This is a genomic window from Streptomyces albus subsp. albus (genome assembly GCF_000719865.1).
GTDB classification, from domain to species: domain Bacteria; phylum Actinomycetota; class Actinomycetes; order Streptomycetales; family Streptomycetaceae; genus Streptomyces; species Streptomyces albus_E.
Map to the genome: position 1 here is coordinate 97,759 of NZ_JOID01000015.1, position 14,332 is coordinate 112,090.

General features: G+C 69.6%; 13 protein-coding genes and 4 pseudogenes. 9 read left to right on the forward strand and 8 right to left on the reverse strand.

Annotated features, from left to right (window positions below; genetic code table 11):
- Nucleotides 1-80 precede the first annotated feature (80 nt).
- A complete protein-coding gene (ppgK, locus tag IF83_RS0116325) occupies nucleotides 81-884 on the forward strand; it encodes a polyphosphate--glucose phosphotransferase (RefSeq protein WP_051722857.1) in 804 nt (267 codons plus the stop codon).
- Nucleotides 885-1,231: 347 nt separating this feature from the next.
- On the opposite strand, the gene IF83_RS0116330 is transcribed toward ppgK, so the two are convergent.
- Entirely contained in the window at nucleotides 1,232-1,783 is a 552-nt protein-coding gene (locus IF83_RS0116330; RefSeq protein WP_244177097.1) for a DUF6542 domain-containing protein, read from the reverse strand.
- 479 nt (nucleotides 1,784-2,262) lie between these two features.
- Between IF83_RS0116330 and ychF the strand changes: the two genes are divergently transcribed.
- Nucleotides 2,263-3,351: a redox-regulated ATPase YchF gene (gene ychF, locus IF83_RS0116335; RefSeq protein WP_030544930.1), complete on the forward strand. Its 1,089-nt coding sequence runs from the start codon at nucleotides 2,263-2,265 to the stop codon at nucleotides 3,349-3,351.
- A gap of 250 nt (nucleotides 3,352-3,601) precedes the next feature.
- Here ychF and IF83_RS0116340 read toward each other — a convergent pair whose 3' ends face one another.
- Together IF83_RS0116340 and IF83_RS0116345 are read right to left on the reverse strand one after the other, a co-directional pair.
- Nucleotides 3,602-4,507, reverse strand: a complete 906-nt coding sequence (locus tag IF83_RS0116340; RefSeq protein ID WP_030544931.1) for an aminoglycoside phosphotransferase family protein — start codon at nucleotides 4,505-4,507, stop codon at nucleotides 3,602-3,604.
- 32 nt (nucleotides 4,508-4,539) lie between these two features.
- Entirely contained in the window at nucleotides 4,540-5,922 is a 1,383-nt protein-coding gene (locus IF83_RS0116345; RefSeq protein ID WP_167343593.1) for a helix-turn-helix domain-containing protein, read from the reverse strand.
- Between the two features lie 350 nt (nucleotides 5,923-6,272).
- Here IF83_RS0116345 and IF83_RS35570 point away from each other — a divergent pair, with 350 nt between their 5' ends.
- The gene (locus IF83_RS35570) at nucleotides 6,273-7,025 is read left to right on the forward strand and encodes an ATP-binding protein (protein ID WP_078843530.1); all 753 of its coding nucleotides are present in this window, start codon (nucleotides 6,273-6,275) and stop codon (nucleotides 7,023-7,025) included.
- Nucleotides 7,022-7,894, forward strand: coding sequence for a class I SAM-dependent methyltransferase (locus IF83_RS32135; protein WP_244177098.1), 873 nt, complete (start codon nucleotides 7,022-7,024; stop codon nucleotides 7,892-7,894). The genes IF83_RS35570 and IF83_RS32135 overlap by 4 nt, the downstream gene beginning before the upstream one ends.
- A gap of 229 nt (nucleotides 7,895-8,123) precedes the next feature.
- Here the strand turns inward: IF83_RS32135 and IF83_RS0116355 are convergent, their stop codons facing one another.
- The 3 genes and pseudogenes from IF83_RS0116355 to IF83_RS0116365 form a co-directional block, all read right to left on the reverse strand.
- A complete protein-coding gene (locus tag IF83_RS0116355) occupies nucleotides 8,124-8,669 on the reverse strand; it encodes an HAD domain-containing protein (protein ID WP_030544934.1) in 546 nt (181 codons plus the stop codon).
- A gap of 31 nt (nucleotides 8,670-8,700) precedes the next feature.
- Nucleotides 8,701-9,393: a class I SAM-dependent methyltransferase gene (locus IF83_RS0116360; protein WP_030544935.1), complete on the reverse strand. Its 693-nt coding sequence runs from the start codon at nucleotides 9,391-9,393 to the stop codon at nucleotides 8,701-8,703.
- A 1-nt stretch (nucleotide 9,394) separates the two neighbouring features.
- Nucleotides 9,395-10,057 (reverse strand): annotated as a pseudogene (locus IF83_RS0116365) (aminoglycoside phosphotransferase family protein); the annotation flags it as partial.
- Between the two features lie 37 nt (nucleotides 10,058-10,094).
- On the opposite strand from IF83_RS0116365, the pseudogene IF83_RS0116370 reads away from it, so the two are divergent.
- From IF83_RS0116370 to IF83_RS35320, 5 genes and pseudogenes are all read left to right on the forward strand, one after another.
- Nucleotides 10,095-10,373, forward strand: a pseudogene (locus IF83_RS0116370) (tetratricopeptide repeat protein); the annotation flags it as partial.
- Between the two features lie 109 nt (nucleotides 10,374-10,482).
- Nucleotides 10,483-10,811, forward strand: a pseudogene (locus tag IF83_RS32140) (ATP-dependent DNA helicase); the annotation flags it as partial.
- A gap of 518 nt (nucleotides 10,812-11,329) precedes the next feature.
- Nucleotides 11,330-11,917, forward strand: a complete 588-nt coding sequence (locus IF83_RS0116380) for an ArsR family transcriptional regulator (RefSeq protein WP_030544938.1) — start codon at nucleotides 11,330-11,332, stop codon at nucleotides 11,915-11,917.
- Nucleotides 11,917-12,384, forward strand: coding sequence for a hypothetical protein (locus IF83_RS0116385; RefSeq protein WP_030544939.1), 468 nt, complete (start codon nucleotides 11,917-11,919; stop codon nucleotides 12,382-12,384). The genes IF83_RS0116380 and IF83_RS0116385 overlap by 1 nt, the downstream gene beginning before the upstream one ends.
- 551 nt (nucleotides 12,385-12,935) lie before the next feature.
- Nucleotides 12,936-13,061 (forward strand): hypothetical protein, encoded by a 126-nt coding sequence (locus IF83_RS35320; RefSeq protein ID WP_279617222.1) that lies wholly within the window; start codon nucleotides 12,936-12,938, stop codon nucleotides 13,059-13,061.
- Between the two features lie 192 nt (nucleotides 13,062-13,253).
- On the opposite strand, the pseudogene IF83_RS0116400 reads toward IF83_RS35320, so the two are convergent.
- Nucleotides 13,254-13,487, reverse strand: a pseudogene (locus IF83_RS0116400) (type II toxin-antitoxin system RelE family toxin); the annotation flags it as partial.
- Between the two features lie 215 nt (nucleotides 13,488-13,702).
- On the reverse strand, nucleotides 13,703-14,284 hold the full coding sequence (locus IF83_RS0116405) for a Uma2 family endonuclease (protein ID WP_030544941.1): 582 nt from the start codon (nucleotides 14,282-14,284) through the stop codon (nucleotides 13,703-13,705).
- Between the last annotated feature and the right edge of the window lie 48 nt (nucleotides 14,285-14,332).

The following is a 14,332-nucleotide window of genomic DNA, read 5'->3' on the forward strand; positions in this document are numbered from 1 at the left end:
CCGACCCGCGCCGACCCGTTCCCGCGTTCCCGTGCGGAGTGGCGGGCGAGCACGCCGCGGCAGGGCCTAAGTTGGTGACCATGGTGGCTACTTCCGGGGCACAGGCCCCCCAGACATCCGCAGGACAGGCCGGCCGCGTCCTCGGGGTGGACATCGGCGGCTCCGGGATCAAGGGCGCCCCGGTCGACCTGGAGCGCGGTGACCTCGCGGAGGAGCGGCACAAGGTGCTGACCCCGCAGCCGGCGACGCCCGAGGCGGTCGTCGACTGCGTGGCGGAGGTCGTCGGGCACTTCGGCTGGACCGGACCGGTCGGCGTGACGTTCCCGGGCGTCGTCACCGGCGGCATCACGCGCACGGCCGCGAACGTCGACCCCGGCTGGATCGGCCGCGACACCCGCGGCCTGCTCGCGGACCGGCTGGGGCTTCCGGTGACCGTGCTCAACGACGCGGACGCGGCCGGAGTCGCCGAGATGGCCTTCGGCGCGGGCCGCGGCCGGAACGGCACGGTGATCATGCTGACCCTTGGCACCGGAATCGGCAGCGCCCTGTTCACCGGCGGGCGGCTCGTCCCCAACACCGAGCTGGGCCACCTGGAGCTGGACGGCCACGACGCGGAGACCCGAGCCTCCAGCCGCGCCAAGGAGGACGAGGACCTGAGCTGGGCCGACTGGGCGCGGCGGCTGGAGCGCTATCTCACCCATGTCGAGATGCTGTTCTCGCCGGACCTGTTCATCATCGGCGGCGGGGTGAGCCGCAAGGCCGAGAAGTACCTGCCCCTGATCGAGGGGGTACGGGCCGCGATGCTGCCGGCGGAACTGCGGAACAACGCGGGCATCGTCGGCGCGGCGATGACCGCGGCCCGCGGCCGGACGGAACAGGACTGAGCGGAGACCGGCTCCGGCAGGGCCGGGCCGGGCGGTGGCCGGCGGCCCGCGCGGGCCCGGCCCGGTGCGGTGAGACCCGGTGCCCGGGTGTGCCCGTGCGCCTCAGGCCCCGTCGCCACGCGCCGGGCCGGTGCGGCCGGTTGCGGTGCTCGGCGGTGCCCCGGGCCCCGTACCCTCACGCCCCGTACCCGCTCGCCGGGCCGGTGCGGCCGGTTCGAGCCCCGGTTCACCGCGGAACGGGGTCCGGGCAGGCCGTGGCTTCGCTACGGGACAGCCGGTTCCGTAGCCGGGCACCCGTCCACCACGTTCGACGCGAGAGATCCGCCGGAGGACGGTGCCCGCCGCCGTTACGGATGCGCCGCCGGACCGGGCCGGCCGCTGCCGGGCGCCGCGGCCGCGGGGGCGGCGGGGGCCTCGGGGGTGGCGGACGCCGGGGCGGCGGGCCGGTGTGAGTCCGCTGCCGCGCCGCCTTCGTCGGAGGCGCGCCGCGCGGCCCGCGAGGCCAGCAGCACCACCTTCCGTGCCGACACGGTCAGTACGGCCAGCAGCGTTCCCGCGTACAGCCAGAGGGCGTCGAGGGCCAGGGCGGTGACCAGGTCCACCAGGCGGTCGGCCGGTGTTCCGCCGTCGCCGACCGGCACCAGGCCGATGAAGAACGCGATCGGCATGGCGACCGGCGCGGCGGTCAGCTCGGTGGGACGCACCCACAGGGCGCAGCCGGCGGAGGCCACGAGGAAGGCGATCCCGTACGCGGAGGGGGAGTGGCCGCCCGGCAGCAGCCGGTCCAGGGTGCCGGCGAGGAGCATCAGCAGCACCGCCAGCAGCCCGCAGCCCAGGCCGGTGAGCCGGGGCCCGGGCATCCGCCGCAGCCAGCGGAGCTTCCGGAGGGCGGCGAGCACCGGCGGGACGGAGCGGGGACGGCGGGTCCGGTACACGGCCGCGGACTCGCCGTCGGCGGGGGCGGGGGCGGTGGCTGGCGCGGGGGCGCCCGGGGGAGTCCCGGGCCGCGCGGGGGCGCGACCGCTCCGGCCGGCTCGGCCGCCGGGGCCGCCATGACCGCCGGAACCGCCGGGTGCGTCCGGGGAGTTGGCCGGTGCGTCCCGCGGGTCCACGGGCGGGGCTCCGCGCGTGGGGCGGGGCAGCGGTGCGGGCCGGTGCGGTGTGCGCTCGTTACTGCGCGTACGGGGTTGCTCCACGCGACCAACGTAGGTCGGCGGAGGGGCGGAACAGGGCGTGGGACACGCGGCCACCACCGTCTCGGTCGTATTTTCAGCCGATCATCCGCCCGGACGGAGCCGGGTGGGCCGCCCCGTAGACTTGGAGACCCGGTCCCGCTCCGGGACCCCCAGTCCGCATCCTCGCTCCGGGAAGTCGCCACGTGTCGCTCACGATCGGAATCGTCGGCCTGCCGAATGTCGGCAAGTCGACCCTGTTCAACGCCCTGACCAAGAACGACGTCCTGGCGGCCAACTACCCGTTCGCCACCATCGAGCCGAACGTCGGCGTCGTGGGCGTCCCCGACCCGCGGCTGGACAAGCTGGCCGAGATCTTCGGCTCCCAGCGGAAGCTCCCGGCCACGGTCGACTTCGTCGACATCGCGGGCATCGTGCGCGGCGCCTCCGAGGGCGAGGGCCTGGGCAACAAGTTCCTGGCGAACATCCGCGAGTCGGATGCGATCTGCCAGGTCATCCGCGCCTTCCAGGACGAGAACGTCGTCCACGTCGACGGCAAGGTCTCCCCGAAGAGCGACATCGAGACGATCAACACCGAGCTGATCCTCGCGGACCTGCAGTCGATCGAGAAGGCCCTCCCGCGGCTGGTCAAGGAGTCCCGCCTCCAGAAGGAGAAGGCCCAGGTCGCCGCCGCCGCGGAGGCCGCGCAGAAGATCCTGGAGGAGGGGACGACCCTCTTCGCCGCCGGGATCACCAAGGACTCCGAGCAGGGCCGGCTCCTCCACGAGCTGCACCTGCTCACCGTCAAGCCGTTCCTCTACGTCTTCAACGTCGACGAGGACGAGCTGGTCGACGAGGCCTTCAAAGCGGAGCAGCAGGCACTGGTCGCCCCGGCCGAGGCGATCTTCCTCAACGCGAAGATCGAGTCCGAGCTGATCGAACTGGAGGACGACGAGGCGCTGGAGCTCCTCCAGTCCATGGGCCAGGACGAGCCGGGCCTCGCCACCCTCGCCCGCGTCGGCTTCGACACCCTGGGCCTGCAGACCTACCTCACGGCCGGCCCGAAGGAGGCCCGCGCCTGGACCATCCGGAAGGGCGCCACGGCCCCCGAGGCGGCCGGTGTCATCCACACCGACTTCCAGAAGGGCTTCATCAAGGCCGAGGTCATCTCCTATGAGGACCTGCTGGAGTGCGGCTCCGTCCAAGAGGCCCGCGCCAAGGGCAAGGCCCGCATGGAGGGCAAGGACTACGTCATGCAGGACGGCGACGTGGTGGAGTTCCGCTTCAACGTGTAGGCCCCGCCATACCGTGGATCGGGTGATCTAGCAAACTCGCAGGTCAAACGGGGTCGGCCCACATGGGGGCCGACCCCGTTCGCGTACCCGTGGCTGGATCCCGGCTGGATGGGCTGACGGCTCGTCACCTGTCGTCATCCGTGGTTCTCGGTACGCCGGCTGGATTACGGCTGGATCGCGCTGAGCGGCGAGTCGGTACGAGGGGGAGCGACGCGTGGGCCGACCCGGGGTCCGTGGCCGGCGTCGTGCTTCACAGGATGTTCCAGCGGAGGCCGGTGTTCTCTTCGATCAGGCCTTCGATGCGGCGTATGACCTCGGCGCGGCTTTCCGGCGCGTGTGAGATCTTCCGGGCGTTTGTGGTGATCATGCGGAGCTCGCGCAGGTCGCGGAGCGTCGGGTATCCCTCCCACGTCGTGACGTCGTACCCGTACGCCTTGGCGAAGTCGTGGTAGTGCTCGGTCCCGTAGCCGAAGCGTCTGCAATGGATCTCGATGGTGACGAGGTCCCATTCCCGGTGTCCCCAGGCGACCGTGTCCCAGTCGCACAGGACGGCGCCGTCGCCGTGGTGCAGGGCGTTGCGGTGCTGCGGGTCCCCTTGGATGGCGGTCTTGGGATGCAGGAACTGCACGCCGGGCAGCTCTGCCGCGAGCTTGTCCACTCGTGTCGACAGTGCGTCGATGAGCGGGGTGGGCACGTCGGTGATGCGGGCGATCGAGGATCTGATGGCGGTGACGTTGTCCCGCTCGGGGAGCTCGACCGGCTGGGTGCCGAGGTTGTGCAGGGCGTACAGCGGAGCTGCGAGCTGTTCCGCCTGGACAGGGTGCGGCGGCTGGGGCAGGTGGGTCCAGAAGGTGACGGCGTGGCCGTCCACGACCACGGGTTGCTCGGCCGCGATCGGATGGAGGGGGGCCGTGGGGAAGTCCTGTGCCATCAGCCATTGCACGAAACGCACCGTCCGGAGGACTTCGGTCTGTGGGCTGCCGCGGCGGGCGATCTTCACCACAACCGGTTCTCTGTCGAGGAGAACCACCGCGTTGGTGTGTCCACGCAGCACACGGGCGTTGGTGGCGTCGAGACCGGCGACGGCGCAGGCGCGCCGCAGGACTTCATCCATGTGCGCCGGTTGGAAGCCGCCGATGGTATTGACCGATGTCATGAGATCAGGCTGAGGGACGACAGGTTGTTCTGTCACATGTGACTACTGGGAAGTTGGAGGAGTTCGCCCAGTTCTCTCGCCGCTGTGACCCGCCGGTTGGCGCCTGGAAGCTGGTCGATCACATGTTGTGCGCGTGCGCTGAGAATGGGGGTGCGGTGTTCCTCGGGTACCTGGAGATATGCCGCAGTCGCGAGTTGGCACGCTTCGGTGGCGCTGCGGTCGCGCGCCAGGCAGATCGCGGCCTCCAGGCGCAGCAGGGCCGGGTCGATGCCGGCGCGAGTGGGGTAGAGGGACAGGGCTTCTTCCTGGACCCGACGGGCTTCCGAGACGTGTCCTAACGCGGTGAACGTGCCGCTGAGGTAGAGCAGGAACCGTCGCAGCGGAAAGGCGAAGGCGTCATCGTCGCTCTGTGGGGCGAGCTGGTCGAAGATGCCACGGGCGTCCCTGACTCTGGCGGCGGCGTCGCTCCGGTTGCCCTGTAGCGCGAGCGCGCGTGCCTCTGCGGCGACCGCGAAGGCGGCGGTCGGGGAGGGCTTGCCGCGCGTCATGATGCGGGCCTCCCGTGCCAGGGTGACGGCCGATTGCACCGGTCCGTAGTAGTAGCCGAGCATGGCCGCCTGAGCGCGTACACGGGCCCGCAGCTCGGCGTTGCCGCTTTCGTCGGAGGCGTGCCGGGCTGTGGCGTACCAGATGCGTGCGTCGTCGATTTCGCCGAGCTTCATCAGGGCGTCCGCGATCAGCGTGGACACCACGGCGGTGATCTCCGTGAGCCGCACCGTCACCGAGGCCGGCTGCCGGTCTTCCAGCAGCTCCTTGACCTCCCGGAGGATGCGGAGCAGCTTGTTCATCATCTGGGCGGGTGGCGTGAAGACGTACTCGTACCGGACCAGCAGAAGCTGCTCCTCCAGCAGGTCCATCTGGCCAGGGGCGACGGTGCCCGCGGCCAGGGCACGGTCGACCGAGCGCCGAGTGGCGTCGATGTCATGGAAGAGGGGGTCGCGTTTCGTGGCGGTCCCGGAGCTGGATGAACGCGTCTGAGTCGTTCGCCGCACGAGGGATTCGTCTTCACCCGCCGAGTCGTCGGCGTGCCCGAGCCCGAGCTCGTAGGGCGTGGCGCCGTAGTAGCGGCAGAGCAGCGCGACGGCTTCTGCCCGGGGAGCGCGTGCGCCGGTTTCCCACAGCCGCAGTTGGTCCTCGTCCGCCTTCGGGCCCTCCGGGCTCATCTGGAGGGCCAGGTCTCGGAGTTCTCCGCCGGCCTGGTTCAACGTGAGCCCCCGGGCGAGGCGGTTCGCACGGAGCTTGGACAGACCGCAGTGGTCACGGATGGCTTGCGCGGTCTCAACGACCGTCCACCCTTCCTCAGCCGCCCGCTCCCGTATGGCCCGTGCGCACGCGACACCATGTCGGCCCGTCATCCGACCCATTGTCCGCCTCCCTCCGCAGTGGCTGTTCAGGTCAGTAAGCACCATCGTTCCCGGAGGATCCGACGCTTTCCGGCGGTTTTTCGGCCGGATGAGGGAACTCCCGTCTCCTGAGCGTCGGTTCCGACGCCCGCGTCGGTTGAGCCACGCCCCGCCGTTGCCGAAGCTACGTGCCACGTTGAGCCGCACATCCCAGTACGCGGCCACCGACGATCGGACACTTCGATGGCACCGCTGATCGATCGCACCGCAGTACTCACTGTGCCGCCACCGGCGGGCACGGTCGCCGGCCAGTGCTTTCGGGTTTCTGAAGTGTGCCGATCCCAGGCACGGGAGTACTGAAGATGACCTCCTTTCCGTGTACCCGCCGCTTCGCCATCACGATCCCGGCCGAGCTGCACCATGTCTCAGCAGCCCGGCGCCTGATGGAGACGCACCTGAGCCGATGGGTCTGCCCGCTCCTCGACGACGCGGCCTTGGTGGCGCAGGAGCTGATCGCCAACGCGGTGCGGCACGGCTGCTCCGGCCCGGATGAGACCGTGGTGCTGAGCGTCGAGCAGACGAACAGCCGACTGCTGATCGCAGTGGACGACCCGTCGCCGAAGCTTCCGTATGTGCGCCGCGCTGCCGATGACGACAGCAGCGGGCGGGGACTGCTCATGGTCCGGGCACTTGCCAGCCGCTGGGGCTACCGGGCAGCTGAGGACGGCCGGGGCAAACGGGTGTGGTGCATCCTGGCGCCGCCCGGTAGTCCGTCGTCTCTCACCTCTTCCCAGAGGGGGACCTTCCTGTGCAGGACCTCCGGCAGGCCAGGGGCTGACTTACCGATACAGCCACCGGGCACGGTGCCCGTCCGAGGCGACTCGGCCACTTCCCCGGCTACGGCAACAACGCCATCACCGCGCTTGTCACCGCCACGGCTCGTACACGGCACTACTCGTCCAAAGCTCCTCCGAGTTTCAGCGATTCCCTTGCCCGCGGGCCTCTGGGCCTCCAGGGAGAGCATCCGGCCAACGGGCGAGCGGAGAAGACCCAACCCCGACATCATCACCGTCCCCCGATCGGCACCACACGGCACAAGGAGTACGAGTCCATGAGCGAACTGCGCGACGAAAACCGGGCGGAAGAACTGCGGAACAAGACCGTGGACCAGCTCGTCGCGGATGGCACGATCACGTCCGCGAGGGTGGAGGCCGCTCTGCGGAAGGTCCCCCGGCACATCGCCGTCCCCGAGGTCCCGGTCGAGAAGGCGTACAGCGTCTATGAGCCCGTGGTCACCAAGCAGGACGAGCACGGCGTCTACACGAGTTCGGTATCCGCTCCGCAGATCCAGGCCATGCAGCTGGAACAGGCTGACATTCAGCCAGGTGACCGCGTGCTGGAGATCGGAACGAACGGTCCGAACGCCGCCTACATCGCGGAACTGGCCGGGCCCACGGGGCAGGTCACCACCGTCGACATCGACCCAGCTCCCGCCGACCGGGCCCAGCGGTTCCTGGATGCCACCGGCTACACCGGCGTGCGGGTCCTTGTCGGTGACGCCGAGTACGGAGTCCCCGATCGCGCCCCCTTCGACGCCATCCTGGTGACGGCCGGGGCATGGGACATTCCCCCTGCCTGGATCGCTCAGCTCAACGAAGGCGGCCGGCTTGTCGTCTTTGTTGAACAGTCTGGAAGCGCGTGGAAGGGCGGCAGCGGAGCCGCTGCGCGCGCGATTCGAAGCACTCGGCGCAGCCGATGCTGGCGACTGGGCCAAGTCGGAGATCTGCGAGGACCTTCCGCACCTCGCGCGGTTCATGCTGCTGCGAAGTCTGTGGCGCGGTCCGATCGGCGGTTGGGCCGATCCGGATGCCTTCGATCAGCTTCCAGTTGCTCAGCGGCTCCTTGCTGCTGGGGCGAACAAGGAGGATCTCGTTCGCCTGGCACGAGCGGTCGCCTACGAGGCAGTGTTCGCAACGCTCGATGAGCTCGACTCCGGGAGTGACGTGAACGTATCGGGCATCGACGTCGGCTGGCTTGTCGTGGAGTCAGCTGAAGACGGCGCCGCGACTGGGCGAGCTCTCTCGGGTCTGCACGAAGATCTCTTGGCCATGGACCCGAGCGGGCGTGATGGAGTGGATTTCTGGCAGTAGCCCCGGTGCAGGGCCCGCAGACCCTGATGCCCTCGCTGCTCGTGGCAGCGAGGGCATCAGTCGTCAGGCGGCGCGGGCTGTGCGTAACTGCGCGACCCACCTCGTGACCTCGGTCAGGTGCTCGGGCTGTAGACCGAGATGCGGGTCGGGCTGAATGAGGAGGGTCGCTGTTCCCTTCGCAGTGCGTTCCACCGCCCATTCATGGTCGAGGCCGGTGAAGTCGTCGTCGATCCACACAGCAGGGGCGTCGCCGAGCCAGGCGTCGACGTGGTCGCGCTTCCCCAAGTAACCGTTGGGGTGGCTGGTGGTGATCTGCGGACGCGGCAGGTCGACGCACGGCAGCATCGGGAGGCCCAGGAGGGGCCCGATGAGGGTGGTGGCGTCCTGGCGCCAGCTGGTGCACCAGACGGGGGTGACCAGGCCGGTGCGGATGACGTCCATGAGCAGGCGGCCGTGGTCGGGGTTGCACCAGACGGTGACCGGGTTGTCGGCGCTGCGGCCGGTGGGGACGACGTCGTGGCGGGTGTGGGTGGCCGGGGTCGAGCCGTGCTCGTCGGGGAAGGGTATGAGGACGCCGTCGATGTCGAGGAGCAGGTAGGGCGGGCGCATCGGTCCTCCATAGGCAGGATGAACGCGGCTGTCAGAGCTTGCGGGCGCGGATCAGCAGGGTGGTGGGCCAGTGGCTCATGCGGGGGTGGTGGAACTCCTGGGCCGAGGTGAGCCAGAAGCCAGCCTGGCTGAGGGGCCTCTCCCAACGGTCGGTATCGAACTCCCAGCGGGAGATGGGGAGCCGTGTGCGGTCGGGCAGGGTGACGAAGTCGCGGCGGGGCCGGTCGTCGTCGGAGGGGCTTCGACCGCCGCGCTGCGGGTGGGGGACAGAGAAGGCGAGCACTCGCCCGGGCATGAGGCGCTGGGCAATGGCCGGGAGCAGGAGCTCGGGCGCGACGAGCCCGACGGCGCCGAAGACGGAGTAGATCGCCCCGAACTGTTCGTCGGAGGCGTGGAGGCAGTGCAAGGCATGCCCAGCGACGAAGGTGAGGTTGTTCAGCCGTCCGTAGTGGGAGCGGGCGCGGCGGATCTGCAGGCCGACCAGGTCGACACCGGTGACGTGAGCCCCGTGGCGGGTGGCGAGGTGGGCGGCGTTGTGGCCGGGGCCGCAGCCGAGTTCCAGGACTCGCTTGCCGCGCAGGTCAGGGCCGAGGACGTCAGCTCCGGGCCCTTGGCCGGGTCTCGAGGTCCATTCCATCCGTGCGGGTACGGACAGGGGCTCGACGCGTCCGGCGGCGGTGCGCTGGAGCGCGTGGGCGTGCCAGGGGGATGCCTGGGCGAGCACGTCAGATCTCCAGGAGGTGGAGGACGTCGGTGAGGTCGCGGCGGACAGCCTTGATGTAGGCGGGGTCGGTGGCCGGGTCGTCGATCCAGCGGACGGACTGCTCCATGAACCACTCGACGGCCCACATGCGGTGCCAGCCCAGGGCCCAGTTCTCGGCGGTGAGCCCGCCGCGCGGGGCCAGGGCGTCGGGGGTGCCGCCGGCGGTGACGTACTGCTCCAGGAAGACGCGGAGGCGGACAGGGTGCGGGGGATCGATGGTTCCGTGCCAGCTGGCGAGGTCGAGCAGGCCGGGGCCGGTGAAGGCGCGGGCGAAGTCGAGCAGCCGCCAGCCACGCTCGCCGATGTGGAGGCTGGTGGGGTGGAACTCGGAGTGCGCCCAACCGAACGGTTCCAGCGTCGCTCCGGCCGAGCGGGCCTCGGCAGCCTGGGCGATCCGGTCGAACGCGTCCTCGACGTCGTCGGCCTCCTTCCACCGGTCGGCCTTGCGCAGCCGTTCGAGGTGTTCCAGCGCCCGGGCCGGAAGTGCGCGCAGGCGCTCCTGGCCGAGGACGGGCAAGGACGGGGCCGTACGGGTGCCGTGCAGGATTACGGCCGCGGCGACGCCGTCGAGGTCGTCGGCCTCGCGGGCGGAGGGTCCGAGGTCCTCCATGAGCATGCCGAGCCAGGTATACGCGGTTTACAGCTCCAGGGCGGAGGCGATCGTGGCGGCGCAGAGAGAACCCAATTCCCGTCTCCGTGACGTCATCGCGGTCGCCGACTGCACCTATGAGGCCCTCGCCCGAGACGTGCGGCGCATCGCCGCCGAGAACGGCGAGATTCTCCAGACCAACAAGTCGGCCATCTCGCACTGGGTGAACGGCACCCGTGCCCCGTCGGGTCGGGTAGGTCAATACCTGGCCGAGGCGCTGTCCCGCCGAGCGGGGCGCGCCGTCACCCAGACCGAGATCGGTCTCCAGGCCGGTAATGACGAAGAGCTGGCGGTCATCGAAGGCCTTCCGTCGAACCGCTGACTGAGTGAGCTTGACCGGACGGGTGCGAGTTTGTACAGGCCGCCCAGGCGGAGCTGCGAGCTGTTCCGCCTGGGCGGTCCGGGACCTCACCCCCATGCGGGCCCGCACCCTGCCGCCGGCGTGTCGCGCGGGGCGGCTCCATGACCGTCCTCGGCGACCTCGCCCAGGCCACAGGCCCGCACACCCACACTGACTGGGACCCACTCGGCGCCCTGCTGTCCGATCACGGCGACTGGCGTCTGGCGGAACTGACGACCAGCTGCCGCGTGCCCGCAGAGATCATGGCGTTCGTCGCGCCGCTGGCCCCGCACGGTCGCGCCGTCACTGCCCTACCCGCCGGCCGTGCGCGAGGCCGGCGCGGAGGCCGTACGGACCATCGCGACCGAGCTGGTGTTCCGGCTGCTGGATCCTGGCTGGATCGCGATCAGGATTCCAGGGTTTCCGCAGGTCGTCGCGGTGCGGTCGATGTTCCGCTTCAACGTGTAGTTGCTCCCGGGATCGCCCCCTGATCTGCATATGCGCAGGTCAGGGGGCGGTTCGCTGCTCGGATTCGTTCGTTGCGGCGGAACGTTGAGGGTCTGGGACCGGAAGCTGCCGTGCGATGTTTTTGCAGGTCAGGGAACTGCTGGGTGGTAGTTGAACCCGGGCGGGGTTTCCGGTGGCTGAATCTTGGCTGGATCTTGGCAAGGTCCATCCGGCTCGCGAAGCCCTTCGCCGGGATCCGGCTCCGATCGCGGGAGCGCCTGCCGACCCGGACAGCGGCCTCCGGGCCGGGGCCGGCAGTGCTCCGGTCCTGGTGGATGCCAGGCCCGTTCCGTCGCGGCGGTGAGTTGCGTGGATGTCCGGCGTGGGCAACCCATGTGGCTTTACGTGAGCGCATGGATTCCCGTTGTTACTTTCGCTTGGCGCTCGATATGCTGCGTCCAATGAAAGTCTCGCCGAGTCTGCTCCCCATCCTCCGCTCCCGTACGCAAGGCGAGCTCCTTGCGCTCGTGCTTCTGCATCCGGAGCGCGAGTACAGCATTACCGAACTGGCCGCTGACGTCGGAGTGACGCCCACGGCTGTACTGCGTGAGGTCGAACGGCTGACCCGTGGTGGCATCCTGACGGATCGGAGAGTGGGGCGCAGCCGCCTCGTCAAGGCTCGTACGGACACTCCCCTGTACCGTCCGTTGAGCGATCTCATGTCCGTCTCTTTTGGTCCGGTGCCCTTGCTCTCAGAGGCGTTGGCGCAACTCGAAGGGGTGCAACGGGCCTATATCTACGGCTCTTGGGCCGCCCGGTACGGCGGCGAACCGGGGCCGCCCCCCGCGGATGTCGATGTCCTCGTTGTGGGTGATCCCGATGCCGACGCGCTCTTCGATCTTGCCGAGGAGGTATCCCGCCGGCTTCGCCGTGAGGTCAACGTCCATCGGGTCTCCGTCGAGGCGTGGGAGGCCCGTACGGATGATCCGTTCCTCACCGGCGTTCGCGAACGTCCGCTGGTCCCCTTGCATCTTGACCGGGAGGCGTAGTGACGCGCTGGAATCAAGGGCGGTCGACAGTCGACTCACTCATCGGCACGGGCGAGCTTGAGCGCGTACCCGCTTCCCGGCGGGCCGCCGAAGCCGAGCTGGTCCGGGCCCGTACGCATGTCGGCTCCGCACGGCAGCTGTTGGCCACCGACCCGGAGGGCGCCTACACGCTCGCCTATGACGCAGCGCGCCGAGCGCTGGCCGCGGTTCTGCAGAATCAAGGGCTGCGCGCCACCAGTCGTGGTGGCCATACCGTCATCTACGAGGCCGTGCGAGCACAGCTCGACCCGCCGCTCGGTTCCATACTGCGCCCCTTCAATCGCATGCGAGTCCGGCGCAATGAAGTCGAGTACCGGTCTTCGGAGGCTCCGGCCGTGACGCCGGAGGAGGTCGAGGCCGACGTGACGAAGGTGGACGCGCTGATCGAGCTCGCGGAGAAGGCCATTCCGAACATGCCGCGCTATTGAGGCCACCCCGATCGGCGGCATGTTTTCGGCCCAACACGGTCTGCGGGCTCGCAGGGCGAACGCGGGCGGACTTGCGGACGTGCAGCTCAATCCGCGCCGGAACTCGGCCTGACGGTGGGAGGAAGCGGGGGCAAGGAGAGGGGCGGGCGGGTGGGGCGCAGCGAACGAGACGTGCTGGGCTGGCGAGAGGCGGCACTGCCGGTGGTCGGCGACCACGGACGCGGTCGACGTGTCGGACACCGAGCCGGCCCACCGGATCGTGGAGGAGGAACAGGCACGCCCGGCCATGACGGATGAAAGGCCCATGGGGCCCGAGTGGAGCGGTGCCGAGTGAAACGGCCGGCACGGCGGGCGCGGCGAGGGGCCCGACTGCGCCGTCGGTCCTCAGGCCGGCCAGGGCCATGGTTTCCCGCTCGCGGATGGCCGGGGTTGCCGCGTCCAGTAACCGAAGAGTGCGGGGCCGCAGCGGGAACCCACTTCCCCGTAAGTCTCGATGGCGGCCGCCGGCCAGCCGTATCCACCCGGGTCGGGCAGCCATCGGTAAGGCGGGCATGGCGGCGGAGCCGATCCGGGACCAGGCGTTGTTCCTGCTGCTGGATCCTGGCTGGATCGCGATCAGGATTCCGGGGTTTCCGCAGGTCGTCGCGGTGTGGTTGATGTTCCGCTTCAACGTGTAGTTGTGTCCGGGATCGCCTCCTGATCTGCATATACGCAGGTCAAGGGGCGGTTCTTTGCTCGGATCCGTTGGTTGCGGCAGAACGTTGAGGATCTGGGACCGGAAGCTGCGGTGCGATGTCTTTGCAGGTCAGGGAACTGCTGGGTGGTAGTTGAATCTGGGCGGGGTTTTCGGCCGCTGGATTCTGGCCGGATCACGATCGCGACTCGTGGACCGTGGAGCGGTGGCCGACCTGAATCACCCATGCAACGAGTTCGCCGTTGTCGATGGTGTAGATGATGCGGTAGTCGCCGACCCGGAGGCGGCGGCGGTCGGGTTGGGACACGAGCGCCGTGGTGCTGAACCCGAGCGGGTCACTCTCCAGTTCCGTCAGCTTGGCCAGGATGCGCAGCGCCATGTCGCGCGGGACTTTCCGAAGCTCGGCCTGCCTCGGCCTGCCTCGGCCTGCCTCGGCCTGCCTCGGCCGCGTCGGGGGGGCCTGAGTTCATCACGTGACAGCCCGCCGGCCCCGCGACGACCTTCTGGCAACGGTTGAGACCGGCTCGGTGAACCGCCGGATGCGGACCTCATGTGCGGTGGTGTGAGAGGAGGGCCGGGCGACCCGCCCTCCCACTCGATCCGGTGCTGACGTGGTACCGATCCCTAGTGCTTCCGCGGTGGGGTGAGCCCGTCGAGGTCCAGGCTGATCTCGAAAGGCACAGGGCGCTTGAGAATGCCCCGGAAGATGCCGGCGGGCGCATAGGCGCCAGTCGGTTCATCGAGCTCGTAGACGTGGACGACAGGGGTGCCGTCTTCTTCCTCGACGCACCAATAATGCGGGATCTTGGCCTCGGCGTACTTGTGCAGCTTCACCGTGCGGTCGCGGTGCGCGGACTCCGGGGAGACGACCTCGACGACGAGCCGGACCTCCTCCGGCGCATACCACGTGCGGTCCGGGTCGTAGGGGGCGGTCGTCACGAGCAGATCCGGCTCCGGCCGGTTGCGCTCGTCGAGGCGGATCGTCATCTCCCGCTCGATCTCGAAACCGGTGGGCGCGGCCGCCATGAGCGTGGTGGTGAGGGACGTGACGAGACGGCCGTGCCAGGACCGCTGGGGCGACAGCATGAAGACGAGGGCTCCGTCGATCAGCTCGGTGTGGCGCGGCGCCTCGGGGAGGCGGTCCAGGTCCTCCGCGAACCAGCCTTCCGCGCGCGGCGGGCGCATCCAGTCGGGTAGTGCGGTCATGGCTCAACCGTATCGACTTGCCGGGGCTTGGGTCACGAGATCGTCAGG

Bases quoted from the DNA above. Each gene is read 5' to 3' on its own strand.
- ppgK (WP_051722857.1), top strand. From the start codon at position 81: ATGGTGGCTACTTCCGGGGCACAGGCCCCCCAGACATCCGCAGGACAG.
- IF83_RS0116340 (WP_030544931.1), bottom strand. From the start codon at position 4,507: ATGACATCGGTCAATACCATCGGCGGCTTCCAACCGGCGCACATGGAT.
- IF83_RS0116345 (WP_167343593.1), bottom strand. From the start codon at position 5,922: ATGACGGGCCGACATGGTGTCGCGTGCGCACGGGCCATACGGGAGCGG.
- IF83_RS35570 (WP_078843530.1), top strand. From the start codon at position 6,273: ATGACCTCCTTTCCGTGTACCCGCCGCTTCGCCATCACGATCCCGGCC.
- IF83_RS32135 (WP_244177098.1), top strand. From the start codon at position 7,022: ATGAGCGAACTGCGCGACGAAAACCGGGCGGAAGAACTGCGGAACAAG.
- IF83_RS0116355 (WP_030544934.1), bottom strand. From the start codon at position 8,669: ATGCGCCCGCCCTACCTGCTCCTCGACATCGACGGCGTCCTCATACCC.
- IF83_RS0116380 (WP_030544938.1), top strand. From the start codon at position 11,330: ATGAAAGTCTCGCCGAGTCTGCTCCCCATCCTCCGCTCCCGTACGCAA.
- IF83_RS35320 (WP_279617222.1), top strand. From the start codon at position 12,936: ATGGCGGCGGAGCCGATCCGGGACCAGGCGTTGTTCCTGCTGCTGGAT.
- IF83_RS0116405 (WP_030544941.1), bottom strand. From the start codon at position 14,284: ATGACCGCACTACCCGACTGGATGCGCCCGCCGCGCGCGGAAGGCTGG.